We start from the raw sequence: 23,946 nt of genomic DNA, 5'->3' as shown, positions 1-23,946 counted from the left end.
GGACAACTACGGGATGAGACTTAACAAAATAAGTCCCTTTGACATTGTGAATGTGCTGCTCATGCTGGTTTTAATCATCGTTACGATCTATCCCCTCTATTATATGGCAATTGTGTCCGTAAGCTCGGGCATTGCGGTGCAGAGGGGCGATGTGTTTTTGTACCCGATTGAGTTTTCAATGAAAGCTTACGGGATTGTTATGGATGATCCGGCCATTCTGCGTTCCTATACGAACACGCTGCTGTACACCTCGCTTGGTGTCATTGTCAATTTATTGATGACGACGCTGTGCGCGTATCCGCTCTCGAAAAGGTATTTATACGGAAGATCGCTGTTTGCTTTTTTCGTAGTATTTACGATGTTTTTCGATGGCGGATTAATTCCAAGGTATACGGTCGTTCATTCGCTCGGCATGGTGAATACGATATGGGCGCTGCTGATTCCGACAGCGGTCAATGTGTTCAACATGATTCTAATGCGAACCTTCTTTGAGGAAATACCGGAAGCCCTCTATGAGTCGGCTACGGTGGATGGTGCTGGAGAATTAAAAATATTGTGGAAAATCGTGCTGCCGTTATCGCTGCCGGTTATGGCGACGATGTTTATCTTTTATGCGGTAGCGCACTGGAACAGCTTCTTCCCGGCTTTGATTTATTTGAACGATAAATCGATGTTCCCGCTGCAAATTCTTGTACGGAACATTGTCGTTCAGGGCGAGCTTACTTCACAAGCAACAGAAACAGGCTCTGCCGAAGGCATTACGATGATGGCTCAAAATATTAAGTACGCCGTCGTATTCGTAGTCATTTTACCGATTCTGCTGGTGTACCCGTTTGTTCAAAAGTATTTTATACAGGGCGCTATGCTGGGAGCGGTAAAAGGATAGTTAACGATGAGTAAAACTATTTCAAAGGAGCAGTGGATATGTCGGAAAATACGAAGGTTCATCTTATTGGTAATGCCCATCTCGATCCGGTTTGGTTATGGCAGTGGCAGGAGGGTTATGCGGAAATCAAGGCAACGTTCCGCTCTGCTCTGGATCGCTTGAACGAATTTCCCGAGTTTGTGTTTACGTGCGCTTGCGCCGCCTATTATCAATGGGTTGAGGAGAATGCTCCTGATATGTTCGCAGAAATCCGTGAGCGGGTTGCTGAAGGGCGTTGGGTCATAACCGGGGGCTGGTGGATCCAGCCGGATTGCAATTTGCCGTCAGGTGAATCCTTTGCGCGTCACAGCTTGTATGGACAGCGCTACTTCAAGGAAAAATTCGGGATTATGGCGACCGTTGGCTACAACGTCGATTCATTTGGCCATCACGGTATGATGCCGCAAATTTTAAAGCAAAGCGGTATGGACTATTACTTGTTTATGCGTCCTGAAGAGCACGAGAAGCATCTGGAAAATGACTTGTTTTGGTGGGAGTCCGAGGATGGCAGCCGCGTGATGACCTTCCGTTTGTCAGACAGCTACGCCAATTTCACCAAGCATGGCAAGGATGCCAAAATTCTCAAGCATCAGCGGCTTGCCAAAGAAAAAGGTCACGACTACATGTCATTCTATGGAGTGGGCAACCATGGTGGCGGACCGACGGTAGCCAACCTGCAGCTGATCGATGAAATTCGTGAGGAGCATGGCCGCGAACAGATTATTTTAAGCTCACCGAATCAGTTTTTTACCGATATGGTCACGGAAAATCCGGCGATTCCTGTTGTCAAGGATGAAATGCAGCGTCATGCTATTGGCTGCTACTCTGCCCATTCCGAGTCCAAAGCGAACAATCGCCGCGCTGAGCATCGGTTGCTGAGCGCTGAGAAATTCTCTTCTTTCGCCAATGTGTTGTTGGGGCTTCCTTATCCCAAGGCACCGCTCAACCTGGCTTGGGAAAACGTTATGTTTAATCAGTTCCATGATATTATGGGCGGCTGCAGCATCAAGGAAGCCTTTGACGATGTGAGAGAGTTTCACGGAGAAGCATTGGCTATTGGCGCGAGAACGCTGAACGCGGCTTTGCAAAAAATATCGTGGGCGATCGATACGATGAAACCTGAGGTCAAGTCACTGAGCAAGGATAAGGATTGGCAAACCTGGGAGCAGGATGATTTGGGAGCACCTATCGTTGTGTTTAACCCTTTGTCCTGGGAAGTCGAGACGCTTGTTAAAGTGAACAAGAAGCTGACAAGTGTTACTGACGAAGCGGGTACGCCGATTCCACTCCAGACTGTACGCGCGTCACGGACAAATGGAAGAGACGACAAGTGGGACTCGTTAATTACGGCTCGTGTTCCTGCGTTTGGCTATCGTGTTTATTGGACTTACCGCGATAAGGACATTCCAGCGGGACCACTTGCAGGAGAGGTTCTTGTGGATAACAATGTCTTGGAAAATGCTCAGATCCGGGTGCAAGTGGATGCTCATACCGGGTACATCAGCAGTATTCTCGATAAGTTGACGAATACCGAGCTGCTGAACGGCAAGGGCGCTGTGCCGATTGTGATCGACGAGCATCACAGTGATACATGGGGCCATCATCTGGTGCAATACCGCGATGAAATCGGCCGCTTTGGCGATGCGCATATCAAGGTGCTGGAGCAAGGTCCACTGCGCGTTACACTTCGTGTGACGAGCTATTATAACAACTCTGTGCTGCGTCAGGATATCAGTCTGGGCCATCATTCATCGGATATACAGGTTCGTGTGCAGCTGGACTGGAGAGAAAAACACAAGATGCTAAAGCTGTCCTTCCCTGTTCATGTGGAGCAGCCACAGTCTGTCTCGGAAATTCCTTATGGCTTTATTGAGCGGCCGACGAATGGCAACGAGGTGCCAGGACAGCAATGGGTGGATGTATACGGTCTCGCACCGAATACTACGGATGGTGAAGAACAGCAGATCAGAGGAATGGGGCTGCTGAATGATTCCAAATATGCGTATGACGTGCAGGGAAGCGAGATCCGAATGACGGTTGTGCGCAGTCCGATATTTGCCGATCATTTTAGCGAGCGTGACGATGATCAGGTTGAATATATGGATCAAGGTGTACAGGAATTTGGCTATACACTTGTACCTCACTCCGGCAGCTGGAAGGACGGCAGATTGGTCCAAAAAGCAAATGAGCTTAATGTTCCGCCGCTGCTCATGTGGGAAACTTACCATGAAGGATTGCTTCCGCAAATATCAGAGGGCATTGTCATTTCTGAGGCTGCTATTGTGGCAACGACGTTCAAGCGTGCGGAGGATGGCGACGGATGGATCGTTCGCTGCTATGAGACCCTGGGGCAGGAAACCGAGTCCGCGTTCAAGCTGCCTGCGCTGCAGCGTGAGTGGAGCGCAGCGTTCCGCAAATGTGAAATCAAGACATTTTTTGTTCCCGACGATGCAGGCTCAGCAGTGAAAGAAGTCAATTTCGTTGAATTGGCTGAAGCCGAGTAAAGTGAATGAGCTGAACCGAGTCAAGTGAACGAGCTAACTTTATTGTTGTAAAGGAGCGTATACCGATGAGTGCAGTACTTGATGTAATGTGTGATAAATACCCGGAGCTGATCGTATGTCTGCCTGATGTGGAGAAAGCTGCTGAGCTTCTAAAGCAAACGTTCCATGGAGGCGGCAAGCTGCTGCTGTGCGGTAACGGCGGAAGCGCATCCGACAGTGAGCATATTGTAGGCGAATTAATGAAAGGCTTTCGATCCAAGCGATACTTGTCGGACGAAGCACGTAGCTCATTTCTCAAGCAATTCCCCGACGCTGGGGATTTCCTTGCCGATCATTTGCAGGGAGCACTGCCTGCAATATCTTTGGTCAGTCATTCGGCCTTGATAACCGCTTATGCCAACGATGTGTCAGCGGAAATGATCTTTGCCCAGCAGGTTTACGGATACGGCAAGCGAGGAGATACGCTGCTTGGACTAAGCACCTCCGGCAATTCCGCGAACGTCGCGAGGGCGATCCAGGTCGCTAAGGTTCAAGGTCTTCATACCATCGGTCTTACAGGGAATCAAGGCGGTCAGATGGCGGAGCTGTGCGATGTAACCATTCGGGTGCCATGGGAGCTGACGCCGGATATTCAAGAACGGCATTTGCCGATTTACCATGCCTTGTGCATCATGCTGGAGGAGGAGTTTTTCCCCTCATGAGTATTTTGGCCGGTATTGATATTGGAGGCACCAAATGTGCGGTAAGTCTGGGCGTCATCGGGAATAGGGCTGGCGAGCAGATCGAAATTATTGCCAAACGCCGCTTTGCTACTTTATCAGGCGCGGAGGCCAATATCGCTCGATTGTTGAGCGAGCTGGAAGAACTGCTCGCTGAGGCTGGTCAAGCAGATGCTGGACATGGACAGCTTGAAGCGATAGGCATTAGCTGCGGAGGTCCATTGAACAGCAAGGCGGGACTCATTCTGTCACCGCCGAATTTGCCGGGTTGGTCCCGTGTCGATATCGTCACTCCATTACGCGAGCGCTTCGCCGTGCCTGTCGGCTTGCAAAATGATGCCAACGCGTGTGCATTGGCAGAATGGAAATGGGGTGCAGGTCAGGGCAGCCGCAATATGATCTTTCTCACCTTCGGCACCGGCATGGGAGCCGGTTTGATTCTGGATGGCAGGCTCTATTCGGGAACGTCCGATATGGCTGGAGAAGTTGGGCATATGCGTCTCTCTCCAACGGGTCCTGTCGGGTATGGAAAAGCGGGCTCCTTTGAGGGCTTCTGCAGTGGCGGGGGTATTGCTGAGCTTGGGCGCATGGAAGCAGCACGTTTGTTTAAGGAAGGAAGGACTCCTTCCTTTTGTGCTGAGCCTGGTGCTATACCTGCGATTACAGCGGAAGCTATCGGTGAGGCGGCGCAGCGCGGGGAAGCGGATGCGTTTGATATTTTCCAGACGGTAGCTCGTCAATTAGGCCGCGGCTTGGCGATCCTTGTGGATATCCTGAACCCCGAAGTCATCGTGATCGGCAGTATTTACGGCAGACAGCTTCCTTTGTTGGAACGGGTGATGCAAGAGGAACTGCAGCGCGAAGCGCTCTCCCATTCATTGTCCGTGTGCCGGATCCTGCCTGCAGGACTGAAAGAGCAGGTCGGCGACTATGCCGGTTTATCCGTAGCGTTGAATCAACTGATAACAGCCGATTAACAGTCACTGCTCAATGAGCAATGAAGCAACATTAATAATAAAGGGTGGGAATACAAAATGGGGAACACGATTGCGAATGGCGTATGGCCAACGATGCTCACGCCGTTCACAGAAAATAATCAATTGGATGAGCCTGCCTTGGAGCGGCTGGTGGATTGGTATATCGAGCAGGGCGTACATGGGTTGTTTGCCGTATGCAATTCCAGTGAGATGTTCATGCTGAGCCTGGAGGAACGCGTGAAGGTGACCCGGATTGTCGTCAGACAGGCTTCCGGCCGTGTGCCGGTTATTGCATCCGGACATATCTCGGATTCTATCGAAGACCAGATTGAGGAAATTAAGCAAATATGGGCTGAAGGGATTGAGGCCTTCGTCATGCTGAGCAACCGTTTGGCAGCAGAGCACGAATCCGATGAGGTATGGAAGGCTAACGCGGAGCGTATTCTGCAGGCGGTTCCCGATGTCAAATTCGGGATTTACGAATGCCCTTATCCTTATAAAAGACTGATGAACCCGGCATTGCTGGAGTGGTGCATCTCGACAGGACGTTTCTTGTTCCTTAAGGATACGTGCTGCGATATTGTTGAGATCAAGGCTCGGCTTGAGGTGCTCAAGGGAACCGGCCTGAAGCTATTTAATGCCAACTCGGCAACACTGCTGGAATCACTGAAGCTCGGGGCTTCAGGTTTTAGCGGAATCATGGCCAATCATCATCCAAATTTATATGTGTGGCTAACTGAGAATTGGAACACGCAGCCGGAGAAGGCTGAGCAGGTTCAGGACTACGTGGGGCTCGCCTCGGGGATTGAGGGTCAATATTATCCGGTAGATGCCAAATACAATATTCAGCTGTCAGGCGTTCCGATCACTTTGACTACACGTGTCAAGGATGGCGCGGGTCTCCAGCCGCATCAGCGTACACTGGTGGAGCAGCTGAAGCGTTATTCGGATCGATTGATGGCTGAGCTGAAGTAAGATTCGTTATATTTAACACTTTCTCTGTGTCTACTTGTATGTAAGAAGGTCAACAAAGTAGACACAAAGAAAGTAGCCTAATTTCATCAAGTTAAAGTCAATTGATCGATGATTTACGGCAATACACGATTGCTGATGTGATGGAGCGTGTCGATTTTTTTGCAATTCGAATTAATAGCTGACTGTAGGCTCAAGCACAGTTAAAGTAGTATTGAACGTATTCAGATTTACCATTGCTCCTATAGGGATCGCAGCTTTATAAGGACCGTGCGCACTTGCCAGATTTGTCATAAGAGGTTTGCCAAGGGGTACAACGAATTCATTAATCAGATCTTGATATGACTTTCCATAGGCATCTGCACAATCCGTACATTCTCCCATAATAATTCCAACACAATTCGCGAATTTGCCAGCCAACTTCAAATGGTTCAAATACCTGTATACCGTATTGATGGGTTCATGCGTATCCTCCAGGAATAATATTTTTCCCCGCGTATCGATTTCAAAAGGTGTGCCCAAAGTATCGACCAAGGAAGTCAGATTACCCCCGACTATGGGGCCGACGACGTTACCGCCCACTCTGCTCACCAACGGCAATCCTGGCGGATTTTGGATTTCCCTGTATAAAGCCAACGAAGACGTTGCCGAAAAAAATTGGTTAAAGCTATACGCAGGCGTATCCGGTTTGAAATCGATAAGCATGAGACTATGGAAAGTGATCAAATTTGAAAATTGGTACAGGGCATTCAGCAGAACGGTTATATCGCTATAGCCGGAAATAATTTTGGGATGGCTCTGGATGAAACGATAATCAAGATAGGGGATAATTCCGGCAACTCCGACACCCCCTCGGGTAGGCAGGATTATTTTCACCTGATTGTTTTCAAACATTCTCATCAAGTCCAGAGCCCTTTGCTGATCGGTTCCTGCTATATAACCATTTTGGGCATATACATATTGACCCAAAACAACATTAAACCCCATACCTTTAAGAAAATTAATGTTTGCATCTATAACCTCTGCCTCCAATGGACTACCCAAAGTAACAACTCCGATGGTATCGCCTTTTTGCAAAATAGCCGGTCGAATTGCCATTCGTACACCTTCCTCCCCCAAAATTGCATATGTATCTTCATTTCTTTAATGTATATGGACAAATTCGATCAGCCATAACACAAAAAAGCCTCAAATTTCGAGGCTTTAGCTTTAGTATTCATTGTTATGAATGGAAATGGGGTATAGTATCATAATCAATGATGCAATCGTCTGCGTTCAAATACTAAAATATTGGGTCTGGAGGATACTAGACGGAATCTATGATTCAAGAGACAGCGTTCAGCACGCAGTACGCGGCCGCCCACAAATAAAAAACCTCTACATGGAAATACACTGCCAATAATTCGAAAAGCTCTAATCACTCGAATACCAGCAATCCGACGGAACTCTATTGTTACGACATCATTTCTTAGATGAGACATAACCTTTCACCTCGCTTTCGTATATGAAACTACTCATAGTAGATGCAAGTAGAATTATTATTGGAACTGCTAGTACCCCTCTGGCTTCACAAATCCGCTGGACTTAATTTCCAGCTGAGATGGTTGCCTGCAAGCCCTTGTAAGTCTTGAAATGTTGTAACTTTTTTTTTGATGTGCTACAATTTATACCGAACGTTCAGTATAATAAAATGAATGTTCAGATAGGAGCTTCAACATGAGAGAACAACACACGACACACCTACTGGATACTCAATCGGTTAGTCGAGCATTCCTGCGTTACTTGATTCCTTCCATGCTGGGGATGCTGCTGGTCGCTGTCAATATTGTCGTTGATGGTGTCATGGTAGGAAACAAGCTGGGGTCCACGGCGCTCGCAGGCTTAGGCATTGCAAGTCCTGTATATACGATATTTGTCGCGATGTCACTCTGGATTGGTATCGGGAGTGCAACCTTGTATTCACAGGCAATGGGTGCGAAGGAGCATCATAAGGCACAAACTATCTTTTCGTATTCCGTGACGATTATAACCATAGCAACACTTGTGATAGGCATCACTGCCTTTATGTTTCGTGATCCGCTCATCTATGCGCTTGGTGCCAATGCGGAGACATATCCCTATGCGTCTGCCTATATGAATGTGATGCTGCTGTTCGGATTCGTATTTACGATTGAGAATGCGGTGAGCATCTTTGTGCGTAATGACGGTAATCCTAATCTGTCGATGATGGCACAGATTACCTTTGCATTGTCCAACATTGTTATCAACTATTTTGTTTTGTATGTGTTCGAGCTGGGGGTTGCCAGCGTGGCTATGGGGACGATCATTGCTGCATTTCTTGGTTTAATGGTGCTCTTCACCCATTTTCTTAGAAAAACGAATCATCTGAAGCTGCGGCGGTTCAAATGGGATAAGGCACTTCTGATTACAGTTATCATCGTAGGATTTCCAAGCTTTCTGGCCGAGGTCGGTATCTCGGTATTTACGATTTCGCATAATGTTTCACTGGAAAAGTATGCAGGCACAGACGGGGTCGCTGCATTTTCTATTATGAGTTATATTCACAGCATTATTTTGCTGACCTTCCTGGGAATGGGCTCGGCGATCCAGCCACTGATCAGCTATTATCATGGAGCACGGCAGGATGAACGGAAGCGGCAAACGATTCGGATTGCAGTCCGCACGGCGCTTGGAGCGGGGGCTGTTTTACTGCTGATTGTACAGCTGGCGACATTGCCGATCGTTGGGATTTTTGGACATTTTAGCAGCCAGGTCACAGCTCATGCAGTCCATGGTCTGAGGATTTTTGTAATCGCCTATCTGTTTATGGGCATCAATTTTGTGATGATGACTTATTATCAATCCATCGGCAGCATGAGAATGGCAATCTGGATCACTGCAGCAAGGGAAATGCTTCTTATGCTGGCCTTCATTATAGTGCTTCCCAGGATCATGGGGATTACGGGGATCTGGATGGCTGTTCCCTTGTCAGAATGTATTGTACTGATCACGATAGTTATTTATTATAGGAGGCAGGGATCTTTAGGAAAACATTCATTGCGTAAGGCTGGTATCTAAAAAGGAGATGGACCCGATGAATAAAAAACAGCTGCAGAGCGAGCAAACTAAAAAAAAGGTAGCTGAAGCCGCAAGGGCATTATTTGCCCAAAAAGGGTATACAGCCACATCCATTGAGGATATTGTAGCCGCTACGGGAAGCAGCAAAGGGAATATTTATTATCATTTTCATAACAAAGAGGGGTTATTCCTGTATTTGCTTGACGAATGGGATCGGGATTGGAAGGAGCAATGGGCTGAGAAGGAAAAGCTGTACGCAACCGTGGAAGAAAAATTATATGGGTTTGCTGAACATCTCGTCGTGAATGATCTGAACCACCCGCTAACCAAAGCTACAGATGAATTTATATACAGTGAATGGGCAAGAAACGATGTGCAGGAACAGGTAGCCAATTATCTCTCTGACCATGTGCAATTGAACCAAAGGATGCTTCAGCAGGCAATGGATGCAGGCGAACTGAAGTCGGCTGATGCGGGGACACTCGGGTTTATACTGGAGGGACTGCTAATGGGACTTGGCGAAATGTCCAAACGCTCCTCTAACCACGATACGACGTTAAATATATATCGGCAAGCCATTCATGTGTTTCTCCATGGCACAGTCCTTTAGAAGCCAAGCGCTCGATCTTCAGCTGATGGAAAGGAATAAATTGGATCGGCCAACAAGGCTTCACCTTCGTTTTTTATTGGAAAGCTTGGATAATCTAATGAAAAACGATGAGGGGTCACAGACCATTGGATACTTCCAAATACGATTGTATGATTATTGGGGGAGGTATTGCGGGCTTACAAGGAGCCATACAGCTGGGCAGGTACAAGCACCGCATACTGGTTATAGATAAAGGGGAAGGCCGTTCCAGCCTTTGTAGAAGCTACCACAATATACTCGGTTGGCCGGACGGGGTGGCAGGCAATGAGCTTCGCAGTCTTGGCAAATTACAGGCGGAACGACTCGGCGTGCAGTTCATCCAAGATGAGGTGACCGGCCTTGTAAGATCAGCAGACGGATTTATGATAGAAAGATCAAAGGACAATCAAAGCCTTCAGGCTATGACCGTATTGCTTGCGATGGGTCTGACCGACAGGTTTCCGGCGCTGCCCGGACTTGAGCAATGTCTCGGACTAACGGTGTATGTATGTCCCGATTGTGACGGTTATGAAGTTAATGGCCGACAAACCATCGTTATGGGCGCAGGTAATGTTGGTGCTGCCATGGCGCTGACGTTGACCTATTGGACCCAGGCTATCACGTATATCAATCATGAGTGGCAGAATAAGGCGGTAGATGATGAGCATCTCCAGAAGCTGGCTTCACATGGTATCGTTCATATCGACGCAGCGTTGTCAGAGGTTGTAAGAAGTGAATTCAACGGTGATTTTCAGGGTGTTCTTCTGGATGACGGACGTATGATTGCAGGCGAACGGGGTTTTATCGCTTTTGGCGGGAATCATGTTCATTCGGAGCTCGCTCGCCAAGTGGGCATTGAATGCCTGGAAAATAAGCATATCCTCACGGACCCACGCACCAAGATGACCAACATACCTGGCATATGGGCAGCAGGTGATATCGGTGTACACGCGGAGCAGCTGACTATAGCCATGGGCGAAGGCTCTCAGGCTGCGATATGGATTCACAAGGAGCTAGTAGGCGCACATGGAGTCTCGCCAACTTACAGACGAGATCTTCAGCTTGAACATCATTGAATACATTGATTACTGTATATGAATAGAGTAAGCAGAGTTCATTCTGCCTGCTCTATTCTTTTTTATTCTTTATTCATTATATCAGTCTATGTTCGGTACATGTTCATTCGGCAGACTAAAACGGGAGAACAAGCTCCATATGAGTTCCCTTCGACTCGTCATGCCGGTTTTCGTGAATATCGATTTCATATGATCCTGAACCGTATAGGCGGAAATATGCAGCGAGCTGGCGATTTCTTTCGTGGAAAAACCCCGTAATACCGACTCAAGAATTTGTTTCTCCCGTAATGAAAGTCCATGGGCTTCCGCCATAAAGGGCATAATATCCAGTGGTTTCGCCGTTTCGAAGCAAACTGCCAGCAGCATGGAATCAGAGGGTCCGCTTAACCGACTTGCCCGGATAACCAGAAATTGTCCATCTGGTGTATAAAAGCAGACTTTGGACGGATACGCTTGGTCCGGATATGGAGTATGGTTCGATTGGGCGCGAGCACATACTGCTCGAACAGGCCGGGGCAGCGTGGTGCTGTCGATTCGTTCCCATTTGCGCAGCAAGGAAAGCCAATAATCGGCCGCTGCATCAGAGGATAGGGAGGTAAGGCTGTTCGACAAAATCAGGATGCCAGCGTCCATGTGCACCTGCTCCGATTCATGTGTCGTCAGCTTCAGGCTTCTCTTGCGCAGCATTTGAGAAATTGCGGGGACCAGAGAGGAAACGCAGGAACGCTCAGCCTCCCCAAACACAGGTTGATTCTGAGCACGGAATAAAGTCAAATACCCCCAGCATGCGCCATCGCTCACCAAAGCCGCTCGCATTTCATCGCCAAAGCCTGCCGGACTGAGAATGTCACGGTAGCGGGAGCTCTGCTTCAATTGACCATTCGTAGCCCCACTGAGTGTGGCGGTGGGGTCATCAGCTTGGATTAAGCTGGTATATTTATTGAAATCCTCGTGCTGGTATTCATTTTCAAATAACAGGTGATGAATTTTTTCTACACTATGCTCCGTAACAGCCCCCGTTGAGAGTAGTGTCCTCGGATCAACTGTCGTGCAGCAAGCCGCTTCGAACGGTACGACGCTGCGTATGAGTTGGATTACCATTTCCCGATAATCCGAACCAGATGCAGAACTCGTTTCAATTGTTTCCAGTGCAGATATCTTTTGGGTGACGTCTCTTATATGTGTATGAACGCTCATGTCGTTGCTCCTCGTACAAACCGGTATGTGCTTTCTGTGAAAATCCCAGATTTGTGGGATTGTCCTTACCGACTACATCCTTATAATTGAGAATGATTCTTATTGTTATTCTACTATATAAAAAAGGGGATGAAAAGAAACTATGCTGCGTCGTCGTACCCTGCATTTGGTGTTGTTGACTCTAATCGGTCTCATTATTCTTTTAGGTGGTTGCTCCAGAAGTGAGGAGGACGTTAAGGAAACAAAGGTCCCGTCGACAAATATGGAAAATGTCATCCTGTTATCTCCGAAAGCACCTTCTCTGATTCCAGCATTGCTGGCCGAGAAGAAAGGGAGCCCAGATATGCAGCTGAAGGTGGAAACATGGGATACCATTGAGCAGCTGCTTGCTCGTATCCAGACCGGAAATGTACCATTTGTTGCCGCACCGCTTAATCTTGGGGCCAATATTGCTGCAAAAGGATTGCCGCTGCAGCTGCTTCATGTCAATACGTGGGGTTCCATGTATTTGATTTCCACTTCACCTGATGCACACCGTTTGGCTGATCTGACCAATGAGACGGTATATATTCCCGGACAAAGCGGTCCGCCCGATATTTTAACCCGATTTTTGCTAAGAAAGGAAGGGTTGGACGGAAAGGTCAAGCTTGCATATTCTACCGTCCCAGAAATGATGCAGCAGCTTGCAGCAGGCACCATCAAGTATGCTGTACTGCCAGAGCCTATGGTCAGCGGATTGCGGATGAAGCTGGATGGCAGGTTATATGAAGTTATCGATTTCCAGAAAGCGTGGCAAACCCAATTTGGTGAGGATTTACCGCAGACAGGTATTTTCGTAAACCGTGATTGGGCCAAGACACATACCAAGGAAGTAGCACAATTTCAGATTATGTATCGGGATGCGCTGAATGAGACGGTTCTAAGGCCAGATGAATCGCTTAAGCTGTCTGCTGAAGCATTTGGTCTCCCGCAAGCCGTACTAGCTGCTGCCATGACCAAGATAAATTTGGTTTATAAGGACGCCAAGGATGCCAAGCCGGAAGTAGAGCGATATTTTCAAATTTTGCTGCAGGACTCACCGGAATCGATAGGAGGCCGGCTGCCTGATGCGGGTTTTTATTACGGTCTATAACAAATGGCCGGGCTGCTATACTTTTCTCGTTATTCTTGCCATCTGGGAGGGTGTGGCCCGTGTGTACCCTGCTGTAATTCTTCCCTCACCAAGTGAAACCTTACAGGCGCTGCTCCATATCGCTGGAAACGGGCATATATGGGAACCTTTGTCACAGTCCTTCTTGCGTCTTGCCATCGGTTTCGGTATAGCTTTTATCATTGGAACCGGACTTGGAATAGTATCAGGCTATCACGATAATCTATATGCATTCGTACGGCCAGCAGTGACACTGTTACAATCCGTACCACCTGTGTCATGGATTCTTTTGGCCATTCTATGGTTAGGTGTAGACGGAGGGGCGCAGATTCTGGTCGTCATGATTGCCCTTTTTCCAGTGTTTTTCTTTAATTCGGTGGAGGGCATCCAACAAGTGCCTAAGGATTTGCTTGAAATGGCAAGCGTCTTTCGCGTTCACCGCATGAAGCGAATACGGGACATTTATTTGCCGGCGCTGCGGCCTTACTGGTTGTCAGCTCTCACCATCAACATCGGCAGCGGATGGAAGACCGTCGTTATGTCAGAATTAATCAGTGGTCAAACCGGAATAGGTGCAGCATTGAACACCTCACGATTATATTTGAAGACGGATGAAGTAATCGCCTGGACGCTGCTTGTTGCTCTATTGGGAATGAGTCTGGAATGGTTAATGCGAACCTACGTATACGGAAAACACAAGGAAAGAGAGAACAATAAACGCTATGCGGTTTGAACAAGTGACCAAACATTACGGTAATCGAACGATTATGTCGGAGCTATCTCTTGAACTTCATGAAGGGCAAATTACTTGCATCATGGGTTCCTCGGGTATCGGTAAAACGACGCTGCTGCGAATGGCGGCAGGACTGGAGCTGCCCGATGCGGGAATCATAAGAAGTAGAAGCGATATGCGAATCGGTTATGTATTTCAGGAGCCCCGGCTATTGCCATGGAAAACGGTACTGGACAATGTTCGATGGGTGCTCGATGATCGGAAGCGTGCGATTAGAGATGAGGATATTGCGGTTTGGTTGACAGAAGCGGGAATGGCGCATGCGCTGACAAGCTATCCCGATCAGCTCAGCGGTGGGATGAAGCAGAGGGTTTCCTTGATCCGGGCATTCGTAGCCAATCCGGGATTGCTCCTGATGGATGAGCCTTTTCAAAGCCTGGACGCCGGAACCCGGCAAGACATGCAGAAGCTGCTGCTGCGACTATGGCACAAGAATAAACCAACCGTCCTGCTCGTCACGCATGATCTGGATGAGGCTCTGGCTCTTGGATCCCGTATCGTAGTACTTACAGGGGCAGGTTCGCTTGCGATGGACATTTTCCATGCTGCAGCTGATGTTGGAGCTGACACCATGCGGTTTACGGCAGACGATATCGTTAAGCTGCACAAACTTGTCAATGGACATCAATCAATCTAAGGAATGGAGCGATAACAATGAACAATCCTCAATCAAAAATGAACTGGAATAGCCCAAATGTGAACCGCTATGGAGAGACGATCTCCTTAAAAATACCTGGTTACGAACTACTGCATGATATGACGGATCGCATATTGAATACGATCAACCATAGTGAAGATACCGAGGATACCAGCTTGGATATGCTGATCGTTGGGGCAGGAGGCGGTCATGAGATTGTGACGCTGGGCAGCAAGCATGAGAGTTGGACATTTACAGGTATCGATCCCTCCGAGCCGATGCTGAAGATCGCGGAATCAAGGGTCAATCAGGAGGAGCTTGGGGATCGGGTATGCTTAATAAAAGGAACCGTTGATGAGCTGCCGCTGGAGAAACGTTATGATGGCGCAGCTTGCATGCTGGTTCTGCATTTTGTCAAAGGCATGCAGCATAAGCTGGAGCTGCTTCGCGGGATCTCCGCGCGATTGAAGCCTGGTGCTCCCCTCTGTATGGCTTCGTTGAATGGTGAACCGCAAACCAAACAGTTTGCTACGCAGTTGAAAGCCTGGGAAACTCATATGCTGGATAACGGAATTACACAAGAGGAATGGGATCGATTCGCCGCTTCTATCGGACAGGAATCAGATCCGATCTCCTCAGAAGACGTGGCACTGTTATTACAGGAAGCTGGATTTACTCACACATCGCGTTACTTTACTTCTTATTTAATAGAAGGATATTTTTGCTTCAAATCCGAGGATACGACGGAATAGAGAATTCGGCATACGGGTCAGGAGAATGATTTTGAAAAAAAACATCATGGTGGTTGGTGGTTATGGTCAAGTAGGACAAATGATTTGCAAGCATCTGGGTGAGTTATATCCAGGAACAGTGATTGCGGCAGGAAGAAGCTTCGACCGTGCTGAGCAATTCTGCTTAACAATGGAGGGGAAGGTAAAGCCTTACCAGATTAATATCAAGGAAGTCGTTGATCCGGATATATGGAAGGATATCAAGCTGGTCGTGATGTGTCTGGATCAGGCTGATCCTGTATTTGCACGGACTTGTTTCAACAACGGAGTGCATTATGTAGATATTTCTGCGGACGATTCGTTTCTTTCCCAGCTGGAGCTTCTACATGAGGAAGCCGCCGCAGGCCAAGCAACGGCAGTGCTGAGCATTGGACTCGCTCCGGGGCTTACCAACCTGCTGGCTGCTCATGCCAAACATTTGATGGATCGGACGGATGCGATTGACATATCGATCATGCTGGGCTTGGGCGACCAGCATGGTAAAGCGGCTATCGAATGGACAGTGGATAACCTGGGCACGGATTTTACTGTGATGCAGGCGGGAAGTAAGGTTGTTGTATCCAGCTTTACGGACGGTAAAATAACGGAATTTGGATCAGCGATGGGACATAGAAAGTCTTATCGGTTCAATTTTGCTGATCAGCATGCTTTATCACGAACCTTGGGTGTGCCATTGGTATCCACGCGGCTCTGTTTCGATTCGGCTGTCGTAACCGGCTTGCTGGCGTGGTTAAGAGCAGGGGGTGTGTTCCGTTTATTAAAGCTTCCGCGCATCCGCCATGCTGCTATCTTATTGTTCGGTAAGCTGCGATTTGGAAAAGAGATGTTTGCCGTGAAAATTGATGCGTGGGGAAAGAGGGGTCAAGATGACGTGTTGATTGAGTGCCTGATTCAGGGGATCAAGGAAGCCAGCATTACGGCAAAAGTGGCCGCGGCTGTAGCAGATAAGGTTTACCGCTCTGAATTACCGCATGGCGTGTATCATATTGATCAGTTATTTGAATGGGAATGCTTGCTGCCCTCGCTTCCTCCCGAGGTTAAGGTTGATATCCGAATAAACGACTATAGCTAAAATCTCCGTTGTAACATTCTGGAAAAACAACTACACTTTTGATATAAATTGAAAGTGGAGAGAGGTTATCACCATGTCTATTGCGCTTCGGCCCTTGAGGCTGCCGGAGGATTATGCACAATTAGCAGAGCTATTAAACACATACTGGTCAGAACCCACTACGGCCGAGAGGCTTGAGGAAGACGATGCCAAGCTTTACGAAGTAGGCCATACTTACATCGATGATAACGGGCTGCTTGCAGGCTATGATCGCGTACGGCAGGTTGCGGTTACAGAGCAGGGAGTGATCGTAGGCTTTGTTTGGGCTTGGCGGGCACCCTGGACAGAGCCCGGCCATCTCAATAGCACGCTGATTGTAGCTAAACAGCACAGCAATCAAGGTGTGGGGCAGCTTCTCCTGCGACATGTGACGAATTGGGGAATCAAGCTTGGAGCTACCCTACTTGTAATGGAGATTTGGGATGACAGTCCGGAATCGCTTCAATTTGCTGAACGTAGAGGGTTTATAGTCGAACGTCATTCTTTTCAGTCCGTGCTTGATATGGAGAAGGTCGACTTGGTGAGTATGAATGACCATGATCTTTTCCGTGCACTGGAGTGTGAAGGGGTGCGGTTCTCAACGTTAGCCCATGAGGCTGAAGAGAGTAGCGAACAGAGGCTGTACGAGCTTTACAAGGAGACACTTCAGGATATACCGGGGCATACCGGTGAGGTTCCAGCTATTGATGAATGGCGTAAGTGGTACTTGAAGGTCGATGGTTATGCACCGGAACAGGTCATTATTGCGATAGATGGTGATAAATATGTGGGTGTATCTAATGTATTGCACAATCAGCTGACCAACGGAATGTATCATGAGTATACCGGTGTAAGTAGAGCTTACCGTGGTCGTAAAATCGCGTTGGGACTGAAAATAAAAGCGATAGAGCTTGCCAAACAGCGTAATGCCGCTTATATCCGTACGGATAATGACTCCACGAACGAGCCCATTCTTAGAATTAATCGCCGTTTAGGTTACGCGCCATTGCGAGGCAAAAATCGGATAATTGCCAAGCTGCAGGATGTATGGAATCGTGTCCAGGGTGGACAAGGATGAGAATCACCATACAATCAATGCGAGCGGTCCATACTCTTGAGAAATAGATACGTATAACGAAATAAATGTTAAGCCCCCTCGTAACCCTGACAGTATGCTGTCAGGGTTCTTGCTTTATGATTAGAAGTGTAAAGAAGAAACACAGAGATCCCAAATTCGAGGAGGCACTTTTAATGACAACAATTAACCACACATCAAACCATGTAGACACTGAAATTCGCCCTTTCCACATCGCCATTCCACAAGCGGATCTTGATGAACTGCACTACCGCTTGTCCCGCACTCGCTGGCCTGAAGCCTTGCAGGACGCTGGATGGAAGTACGGCGTGTCGCTTCCGTATGTGAAAGAGCTGGCAGCTTATTGGAACAATGAGTATGATTGGCGCAAGCATGAAGCGCGTTTGAATGAATTCCCACAATTTACCACGACGATAGAAGGGGCCAATGTGCATTTCCTGCATGTCCGTTCACCGGAGCCTGACGCGATGCCGCTCATCCTCACACACGGTTGGCCAAGCTCGATTGTAGAGTTTTTGGACCTGATTGGACCGCTTACGGACCCACGGTCACACGGCGGCGATCCGGCGGATGCCTTTCATCTCGTCATCCCTTCTTTACCTGGGTTTGGCTTCTCTGGTGCCGCTCTCGAAGCCGGCTGGAATATAACTCGTATTGCCCATGCATGGGCAGAGTTGATGGAACGTCTCGGCTATGAACAATACGGTGCTCATGGCAGTGATTGCGGTGCGCTCGTTTCCCGTGAGATGGGCATCCAGAAGCCTGACGGTCTGCTCGGTATCCATGTGCTGCAGTTGTTCTCCTTCCCATCAGGCGATCCCGCGGAGATGGTAGACCTGTCCGCAGACGATCAGAGCCGACTTCAATTTCTGGCCAGTTTTCATGAACGGGCAGGCTTCAACGCGATTCAGCAGACTCGGCCGCAGACATTGACATATGGGCTGACCGACTCTCCGGCAGGCCAGCTCGCCTGGATCGCCGAGTTGTTCAATGGGTTTGGTGACCATGTGGATTTCATCAATCGTGATGCGTTTCTGACGAATGTAATGCTGTATTGGCTGACCAATACGGCGGAATCCTCCACTCGTCTCTATTATGAAAATGCACATAAAAGCAAACAGGCAGTGCAAGGCCCTAATACGACCGAGACCGGAGTTGCTGTGTTTGGCTACGACTTCAAGTCGATGAAGCGTTTTGCAGAGCGCGATAACACTCATATCGTACATTGGTCGGAGTTTGAGCGTGGCACGCATTTTGCCGCCATGGATGCGCCGGATCTTTTGGCGCCCGACCTGCAAAGCTTCTTCCGTCGCTTCAGATAATGACATGACTTCCTTGTATAAGAAGGTTATAGACGGTTAGATGTAGAAAATAATAAGAATCTGCAAGTGTGACCATTAAACTTGGCAAGGGGGAGCTTCAAGTGAAACTGGATCGGTTGCTTGCCATTACGATGACTTTACTCAATCAGCCCCGTGTCAACGCAACTGAACTGGCCGAGCGCTTTGAAGTTTCTCTGCGTACGATCTATCGCGATATGGAATCAATTAATCAGGCTGGAATCCCGATTGTTTCATTTCCCGGCTCGGACGGAGGGTATGAGATTATGTCTGGATATCGTATAGATAAACAAGTCTTATCCCTCGATGACTTTTCGGCTATTTGTTCGGCATTGAAAGGAGCACGCTCCGCTACCGACAGCTCGGACATCGATGGGCTTTTGGAGAGAATCAATGTCTTGATGCCGACTCCATCGAATGCCGCCAATATGGTTCATGTGGATCTTGATTTCACCCCAGCTCCCAATGACAAGGTGAAAATCGCCCCGCTTCGCCAGGCTATTAAAGAGCTGCATATCGTCGGGTTTGACTATTTGGATAGCAAGGGAACGGAAACGGAAAGAACGATCGAACCGATGGGATTGTTTCTCAAAGGATATGTTTGGTATTTGTATGGCTATTGTCTCACTCGATCTGCTATACGTGTGTTCAGGCTTTCCCGTATGATTAGGCTGCGAAGCTTGCCAGAGCTATTCGTCCGTCGTGCTTATACGCTGCAGGATGTTGAACGGCAGTTCATGAGCCATGCTAATTTTGCTAAAGTGAGAGCGGTTTTGTGTTTTAATCCAGAGGTCAAGACGAGAGTACGGGATGAATATGGTTATGACCAGATCATAGATAACCCGGACGGGACGATATCCGTAACGGCACATTATTCCTCCATGGAAAAAGCGATTCAGAACATTCTTAGCTACAGCAGCTATGTCAAGCTGATAGAGCCTCCCGAATTAATTGCCGAGCTGCAAGGTCATATTATGAAAATGGTCCAGATCTACAAGGTCGACTAATTATGAATGTGGTTAGGGGGCAGCCAATGAACATGGTTGCCTCTTTGCTTTGCTACATATGAAAATAGACAGTATTCACTCTATAGCTGGAAGAAGCTTCTCCCATACGATATCCAGTATTGCCTGCATTCTTTTCTCGTCCGAGGTAATCGCAATGACCACATCCTGCTCGGGCATTATGATACAAAATTGACCGTTTGCACCTCTTCCGCAAAACCCGCCAAACTGGCAGCGCCAAAACTGATACCCATAACCCTGCTGCTTGTCTATACCATCCATAGCAGATGTTGATATATGAACAGAAGTCGCCTCCTCAATCCATTCCTCCGATATGAGGCGTTGGCCGTTCCAAACTCCATTACGTAAGTATAACTGTCCAAATTTCGCGATGTCCTCTGTCGTAAGATTAAGACCCCAGCCGCCACAGCTAATTCCCATAGGACAGGATTCCCAAGTTGCATTTTCGATTCCAAGAGGTTGAAAAAGTCTGGGTCGTAGATAGTCGAGGAGCGTTTGTCCGGTTACCTTCTGCACGATCGCGGACAGTAGGTAAGTAGCGCCACTATTGTAGACGAATCGTGAACCTGGAGCTTCTTCAATGGTCGTTTCGAAGAAGGCTTTTACCCAATCACCGTCTTGTGTATTCCGTATGAGGTTTGTAGGATCTTCTGAATGGCCAGTCGTCATTGTAAGCAGATGTCGGATCAGTAAAGAGCTCATGTTGGACTCAATTTCCGGTGTCATGTGATCAGGGAAATATTGCAGTACCGGTTCCTCGATGGATAACAGACCATCATCAGCCAACATACCGATAGCTGTTGAACAGAAGCTTTTACTAATTGAAAATAAAGCATGCGGTTCGTCCGGATGATGCGTTGGCCACCACTTTTCGGATACAACGTACCCATGACGAAGGAGCATAAAGCTGTGCATATTCAATCCGGCAGCTTCAATGGCGATAATGAATTGTTCAATGGCCTGTGGAATGATATTCTGATCTTCAGGTTTGGAACGAGGTAACAGATGTTCTGTCATAATAGCCCTCCCGTAGATATGGTTTCTTTTTCCATCATATCATGGATTGGGCAGAAGCGATGAGGTCAATTGGAATATAATGAAAGATTATTATATTTCCGAAAGTTTTTCCAAATAGGCACGTAGAACATCGTGTTGAAGGACAAGACTCATGAACTTGCCTTCACGAATGCATTGAACCAAATCGGCTGTCTCCAATTCTTTAATATGATGGGAGATGGTAGCGGCGCTCACGTTGTGGGACTCGTGTAGTATGCTGCATGGCAGCGGCTCTTTGGCTGCTCCGATTTCCTTGAGCATTTGATAACGTCGCGGTTCGGCTAGAGCCCGGGAGATTCTCGCGAATTGCTGGTCTGATAGCGTAGTCATACAGATTTTTCTCCTTTTCTATGACATTTTGTTTTGGGATCTAAACTTCAGTATATGTCGTTAGCCATTCTTCATTTTGATTATTATGGAAGTATCTTGATTTGGCAGCGCAGACTCAGGTAACCATGAAAAGCAACTGCGATTATGTTTATCATACCATATTTGGCATTAAATTTCTCTTGAGAAGGGCAGGTCGATCGATCCTCCACTCCCGTACATTTCTGATCCTATTGGGACGGATTCATAACAGCAAATAAACAGCTCCATTTAGCAATAGTCATAGAAGGGAAATGTAGTTCCCTCTATGCTTATTGCTAAAAGAGCTGCTTGTCTGGCAATCAGTGATTAGTCACGATTAGCTTAGATCTCGCTTTTTTTGAACCAAGGGATGTTCTTAGCATAATGGTCACAAAACCAAGCGCCAGAAATATGATGCCGGACCATATGACATGATGAGTGCCCATACTTGCAATAAACATACCGCCAATTAGCGTGCCGACCGTTACGCCTAGATTGGCAAAGGCAACAAACAAGCCGTTTGCAAAATCAGGCGCTTCTGGAGCCGAGGAAGTAATCCAGTATTGAGATATATTGAGCCCGAGGGTAAAAAGCACACCCCATAACGCGATAATTATCGTCATCGGAATAGTGAAATTCCCTAGCAAATACATGAGTAAATAAATGACTCCAAACACAAATGGAAACACGATTGCTGTTGCGATCGCTCTATTGCTTAGAAATTTACCAGCTAGTAGATTGCCTGCCATACCGGTGACACCGAATAATACCAGCATCAGGCTGATTTGTTTTCCAGTCATGTGAGTAACGGTATCCAGATACTCGGCAAAAAAACTGTAAACGGCATACATCGATGAATTCAAGAAAACGACAGTCACAATGCTGATCCAGACCAGAGGTTTCTTCAACACGCCCAACTGCGCCCCATAGGATAGTCTTTCCTTAACAGGCATGGATGGAATGAACGCGAGAATGGCTGCGAATGCTACCGCATTGACTACAACAAAGAACCAAAGTGAAGCTTCAAGCGACATGACGTCCGCGATAAAAGACGTGATGGGTGTACCAATGACCATCCCGGCGGTAACGCCCATGAATACTTTGGATATGACTTTGGGAATCTGGTCTTTGCTAACGGAACTGGCTGCTGCTGTAAAAGCTACCGAGAAATAAACGGGATGCAGGAACGCAGGGATAATCCGAGCTATTAGGAGCACGGTAAAGTTAGGCGCATAAACAGATATTACATTGGTGATAACGAAAAGTCCAATTACCATGAGCATGGCGTTCTTACGATTCATTCCTGAAAAAAGCAAGGGTAAGAAGGGGCCGCTGATCGCAACAGCCAGTGCGAAAAGGCTGACAAGCAAACCTGCATCGGATACGGTTATGCCAAATTGCTGGGAAATCTGTGGCAAAATGCCGATTACACCCATTTCGGTATTGATGATACCAAAGATACCGAATGCGAGGATGAATATAATTAAAGATTTGGATTGAGCCACCTTTGAAATCATCTCCCAATTATCATGTAGTTGTAAATCTCTCAATTGACGCTAGTCACATGCGCCGATTTTCTTCAAACCTCAAGCATCTCTGGCGGGATTAAACAGACTAAATCACAGCAAACCATCCTTCTTTTTTTGCTTTCAATTAGATACTTGTATAACTATATAATTAAAGATGGTGTTCGTCAAGTACCTTATTCGCGCATAAAAACAAGGAAAATGAGCTTAAATGTGGAATTCGTTAACATAACGTGAAGTGCAGACAAATAGAGGGAAGGTGTGAAGAAATGAAAGAAAAGGTTCTCCAGGCTTACGAAAAGCTTGCTAAAGACTATGAAATACATGTGGATATTGCGAGTGGACATAACGCTTATTATGAACGACCTGCGATGATGAAGCTTATGCCAAGCGATATGAGTGAACTTGCAGTACTGGATGCTGGCTGTGCCGCAGGTTGGTATACGGAGCAATTTATTAAACGGGGTTCTCAGGTTACGGCTGTTGATCTAAGTCCTGCCATGGTAGAAGCTTGTAAAAGACGAGTCGGTTCAGAGACAGCGGTGTTCACTTGTGATTTGGCTGAAACACTTCCGTTCCATAACGAGACATTCAACCTGATTGTAAGTTCATTAACCCTTCACTACATCGATGACTGGGAACCCACCTTTCGTGAATTCCATCGTATCCTGAAACCGGGAGGCTGCCTGATTTTCTCTGTGCATCATCCTTTTATGGACTTTAAACATTTTGATAGACCCGATTACTTTGCCCATGAGCTACTGAAGGAAACCTGGAACAAAAAGGAATCCGGACCCGTAGAGGTTACATTTTACAGGAGACCTCTTCAGGAAATACTTAACGTCACCTCAGCACAATTTGTAATTGACCGAATCGTTGAGCCGCAGCCCGATATAGAGTTCAAAGATAAACCTGAATCCATGGATTGGTACAAGCGATGGTTTGATCGGCTTTCGAAGAACCCGCATTTTCTAATTGTGAAAGCACGAAAACAATAATCCCTATTAATAAGACACAG

At 47.3% G+C, this 23,946-nt stretch carries 22 protein-coding genes; 17 read left to right on the top strand and 5 right to left on the bottom strand.

Translation table 11 applies throughout. The features are described 5' to 3' along the window. Positions 1-13: 13 nt before the first annotated feature. The 5 genes from NST47_RS28805 (at position 14) to NST47_RS28785 (ending at position 6,100) form a co-directional block, all read left to right on the top strand. Positions 14-886 (top strand): carbohydrate ABC transporter permease, encoded by an 873-nt coding sequence (locus NST47_RS28805; protein ID WP_341158201.1) that lies wholly within the window; start codon positions 14-16, stop codon positions 884-886. 38 nt (positions 887-924) lie between these two features. Then, positions 925-3,429 (top strand): alpha-mannosidase, encoded by a 2,505-nt coding sequence (locus NST47_RS28800; RefSeq protein ID WP_341158200.1) that lies wholly within the window; start codon positions 925-927, stop codon positions 3,427-3,429. A 65-nt stretch (positions 3,430-3,494) separates the two neighbouring features. Then, entirely contained in the window at positions 3,495-4,130 is a 636-nt protein-coding gene (locus tag NST47_RS28795) for a D-sedoheptulose-7-phosphate isomerase (protein WP_341158199.1), read from the top strand. Next, on the top strand, positions 4,127-5,125 hold the full coding sequence (locus NST47_RS28790) for an ROK family protein (protein ID WP_341158198.1): 999 nt from the start codon (positions 4,127-4,129) through the stop codon (positions 5,123-5,125). Before NST47_RS28795 ends, NST47_RS28790 begins: the two co-directional genes overlap by 4 nt. Before the next feature lie 57 nt (positions 5,126-5,182). Next, positions 5,183-6,100, top strand: coding sequence for a dihydrodipicolinate synthase family protein (locus tag NST47_RS28785; RefSeq protein ID WP_341158197.1), 918 nt, complete (start codon positions 5,183-5,185; stop codon positions 6,098-6,100). Positions 6,101-6,271: 171 nt separating this feature from the next. Here NST47_RS28785 and NST47_RS28780 read toward each other — a convergent pair whose 3' ends face one another. Then, positions 6,272-7,195, bottom strand: a complete 924-nt coding sequence (locus NST47_RS28780; RefSeq protein ID WP_341158196.1) for a S66 peptidase family protein — start codon at positions 7,193-7,195, stop codon at positions 6,272-6,274. Positions 7,196-7,813: 618 nt separating this feature from the next. On the opposite strand from NST47_RS28780, the gene NST47_RS28775 reads away from it, so the two are divergent. The 3 genes from NST47_RS28775 to NST47_RS28765 all read left to right on the top strand — a co-directional run bounded on the left by NST47_RS28775 (position 7,814) and on the right by NST47_RS28765 (position 10,879). After that, positions 7,814-9,175 (top strand): MATE family efflux transporter, encoded by a 1,362-nt coding sequence (locus tag NST47_RS28775; RefSeq protein WP_341158195.1) that lies wholly within the window; start codon positions 7,814-7,816, stop codon positions 9,173-9,175. A gap of 16 nt (positions 9,176-9,191) precedes the next feature. Next, positions 9,192-9,785 (top strand): TetR/AcrR family transcriptional regulator, encoded by a 594-nt coding sequence (locus tag NST47_RS28770; RefSeq protein WP_341158194.1) that lies wholly within the window; start codon positions 9,192-9,194, stop codon positions 9,783-9,785. Between the two features lie 149 nt (positions 9,786-9,934). Further along, the gene (locus tag NST47_RS28765) at positions 9,935-10,879 is read left to right on the top strand and encodes an NAD(P)/FAD-dependent oxidoreductase (protein WP_341159779.1); all 945 of its coding nucleotides are present in this window, start codon (positions 9,935-9,937) and stop codon (positions 10,877-10,879) included. An 81-nt stretch (positions 10,880-10,960) separates the two neighbouring features. Here NST47_RS28765 and NST47_RS28760 read toward each other — a convergent pair whose 3' ends face one another. Beyond that, positions 10,961-12,076: a helix-turn-helix transcriptional regulator gene (locus NST47_RS28760; protein WP_341158193.1), complete on the bottom strand. Its 1,116-nt coding sequence runs from the start codon at positions 12,074-12,076 to the stop codon at positions 10,961-10,963. A 262-nt stretch (positions 12,077-12,338) separates the two neighbouring features. Between NST47_RS28760 and NST47_RS28755 the strand changes: the two genes are divergently transcribed. The 8 genes from NST47_RS28755 (at position 12,339) to NST47_RS28720 (ending at position 19,980) form a co-directional block, all read left to right on the top strand. Then, positions 12,339-13,208, top strand: coding sequence for an ABC transporter substrate-binding protein (locus NST47_RS28755; RefSeq protein WP_341158192.1), 870 nt, complete (start codon positions 12,339-12,341; stop codon positions 13,206-13,208). Further along, positions 13,183-13,959: an ABC transporter permease gene (locus NST47_RS28750; protein ID WP_341158191.1), complete on the top strand. Its 777-nt coding sequence runs from the start codon at positions 13,183-13,185 to the stop codon at positions 13,957-13,959. Before NST47_RS28755 ends, NST47_RS28750 begins: the two co-directional genes overlap by 26 nt. A gap of 4 nt (positions 13,960-13,963) precedes the next feature. Continuing rightward, positions 13,964-14,656 (top strand): ABC transporter ATP-binding protein, encoded by a 693-nt coding sequence (locus tag NST47_RS28745; protein ID WP_341158190.1) that lies wholly within the window; start codon positions 13,964-13,966, stop codon positions 14,654-14,656. Between the two features lie 38 nt (positions 14,657-14,694). Then, the gene (locus NST47_RS28740; RefSeq protein WP_341158189.1) at positions 14,695-15,408 is read left to right on the top strand and encodes a class I SAM-dependent methyltransferase; all 714 of its coding nucleotides are present in this window, start codon (positions 14,695-14,697) and stop codon (positions 15,406-15,408) included. Positions 15,409-15,433: 25 nt separating this feature from the next. Then, positions 15,434-16,519, top strand: a complete 1,086-nt coding sequence (locus tag NST47_RS28735; protein WP_341158188.1) for a saccharopine dehydrogenase family protein — start codon at positions 15,434-15,436, stop codon at positions 16,517-16,519. Positions 16,520-16,592: 73 nt separating this feature from the next. Further along, entirely contained in the window at positions 16,593-17,615 is a 1,023-nt protein-coding gene (locus NST47_RS28730) for a GNAT family N-acetyltransferase (RefSeq protein WP_341158187.1), read from the top strand. Positions 17,616-17,788: 173 nt separating this feature from the next. Next, entirely contained in the window at positions 17,789-18,955 is a 1,167-nt protein-coding gene (locus NST47_RS28725; RefSeq protein ID WP_341159778.1) for an epoxide hydrolase family protein, read from the top strand. A gap of 101 nt (positions 18,956-19,056) precedes the next feature. After that, entirely contained in the window at positions 19,057-19,980 is a 924-nt protein-coding gene (locus tag NST47_RS28720) for a helix-turn-helix transcriptional regulator (RefSeq protein ID WP_341158186.1), read from the top strand. Positions 19,981-20,055: 75 nt separating this feature from the next. On the opposite strand, the gene NST47_RS28715 is transcribed toward NST47_RS28720, so the two are convergent. From NST47_RS28715 to NST47_RS28705, 3 genes are all read right to left on the bottom strand, one after another. After that, positions 20,056-21,015 (bottom strand): serine hydrolase domain-containing protein, encoded by a 960-nt coding sequence (locus NST47_RS28715; protein ID WP_341158185.1) that lies wholly within the window; start codon positions 21,013-21,015, stop codon positions 20,056-20,058. A gap of 90 nt (positions 21,016-21,105) precedes the next feature. Continuing rightward, entirely contained in the window at positions 21,106-21,384 is a 279-nt protein-coding gene (locus NST47_RS28710; protein ID WP_341158184.1) for an ArsR/SmtB family transcription factor, read from the bottom strand. Positions 21,385-21,722: 338 nt separating this feature from the next. Next, positions 21,723-22,907, bottom strand: coding sequence for an MFS transporter (locus tag NST47_RS28705; RefSeq protein WP_341158183.1), 1,185 nt, complete (start codon positions 22,905-22,907; stop codon positions 21,723-21,725). Positions 22,908-23,197: 290 nt separating this feature from the next. On the opposite strand from NST47_RS28705, the gene NST47_RS28700 reads away from it, so the two are divergent. Further along, positions 23,198-23,926, top strand: a complete 729-nt coding sequence (locus tag NST47_RS28700; RefSeq protein WP_341158182.1) for a class I SAM-dependent methyltransferase — start codon at positions 23,198-23,200, stop codon at positions 23,924-23,926. Positions 23,927-23,946: the final 20 nt, after the last annotated feature.

Source organism: Paenibacillus sp. FSL H8-0034, assembly GCF_038000305.1.
Classification (GTDB): Bacteria; Bacillota; Bacilli; order Paenibacillales; family NBRC-103111; genus Paenibacillus_S.
The sequence above is the reverse complement of the archived record's forward strand: the minus strand, read 5'-3'. Positions and strand labels throughout refer to the sequence as shown.

Coding starts and splice junctions, on each gene's coding strand:
- NST47_RS28765 (WP_341159779.1), top strand. CDS start 9,935: ATGATTATTGGGGGAGGTATTGCGGGCTTACAAGGAGCCATACAGCTG.
- NST47_RS28750 (WP_341158191.1), top strand. CDS start 13,183: ATGCGGGTTTTTATTACGGTCTATAACAAATGGCCGGGCTGCTATACT.
- NST47_RS28795 (WP_341158199.1), top strand. CDS start 3,495: ATGAGTGCAGTACTTGATGTAATGTGTGATAAATACCCGGAGCTGATC.
- NST47_RS28725 (WP_341159778.1), top strand. CDS start 17,789: ATGACAACAATTAACCACACATCAAACCATGTAGACACTGAAATTCGC.
- NST47_RS28775 (WP_341158195.1), top strand. CDS start 7,814: ATGAGAGAACAACACACGACACACCTACTGGATACTCAATCGGTTAGT.
- NST47_RS28700 (WP_341158182.1), top strand. CDS start 23,198: ATGAAAGAAAAGGTTCTCCAGGCTTACGAAAAGCTTGCTAAAGACTAT.
- NST47_RS28770 (WP_341158194.1), top strand. CDS start 9,192: ATGAATAAAAAACAGCTGCAGAGCGAGCAAACTAAAAAAAAGGTAGCT.
- NST47_RS28805 (WP_341158201.1), top strand. CDS start 14: ATGAGACTTAACAAAATAAGTCCCTTTGACATTGTGAATGTGCTGCTC.
- NST47_RS28710 (WP_341158184.1), bottom strand. CDS start 21,384: ATGACTACGCTATCAGACCAGCAATTCGCGAGAATCTCCCGGGCTCTA.
- NST47_RS28780 (WP_341158196.1), bottom strand. CDS start 7,195: ATGGCAATTCGACCGGCTATTTTGCAAAAAGGCGATACCATCGGAGTT.
- NST47_RS28755 (WP_341158192.1), top strand. CDS start 12,339: ATGGAAAATGTCATCCTGTTATCTCCGAAAGCACCTTCTCTGATTCCA.
- NST47_RS28785 (WP_341158197.1), top strand. CDS start 5,183: ATGGGGAACACGATTGCGAATGGCGTATGGCCAACGATGCTCACGCCG.
- NST47_RS28790 (WP_341158198.1), top strand. CDS start 4,127: ATGAGTATTTTGGCCGGTATTGATATTGGAGGCACCAAATGTGCGGTA.
- NST47_RS28735 (WP_341158188.1), top strand. CDS start 15,434: ATGATTTTGAAAAAAAACATCATGGTGGTTGGTGGTTATGGTCAAGTA.
- NST47_RS28715 (WP_341158185.1), bottom strand. CDS start 21,015: ATGACAGAACATCTGTTACCTCGTTCCAAACCTGAAGATCAGAATATC.
- NST47_RS28760 (WP_341158193.1), bottom strand. CDS start 12,076: ATGAGCGTTCATACACATATAAGAGACGTCACCCAAAAGATATCTGCA.
- NST47_RS28730 (WP_341158187.1), top strand. CDS start 16,593: ATGTCTATTGCGCTTCGGCCCTTGAGGCTGCCGGAGGATTATGCACAA.
- NST47_RS28800 (WP_341158200.1), top strand. CDS start 925: ATGTCGGAAAATACGAAGGTTCATCTTATTGGTAATGCCCATCTCGAT.
- NST47_RS28740 (WP_341158189.1), top strand. CDS start 14,695: ATGAACTGGAATAGCCCAAATGTGAACCGCTATGGAGAGACGATCTCC.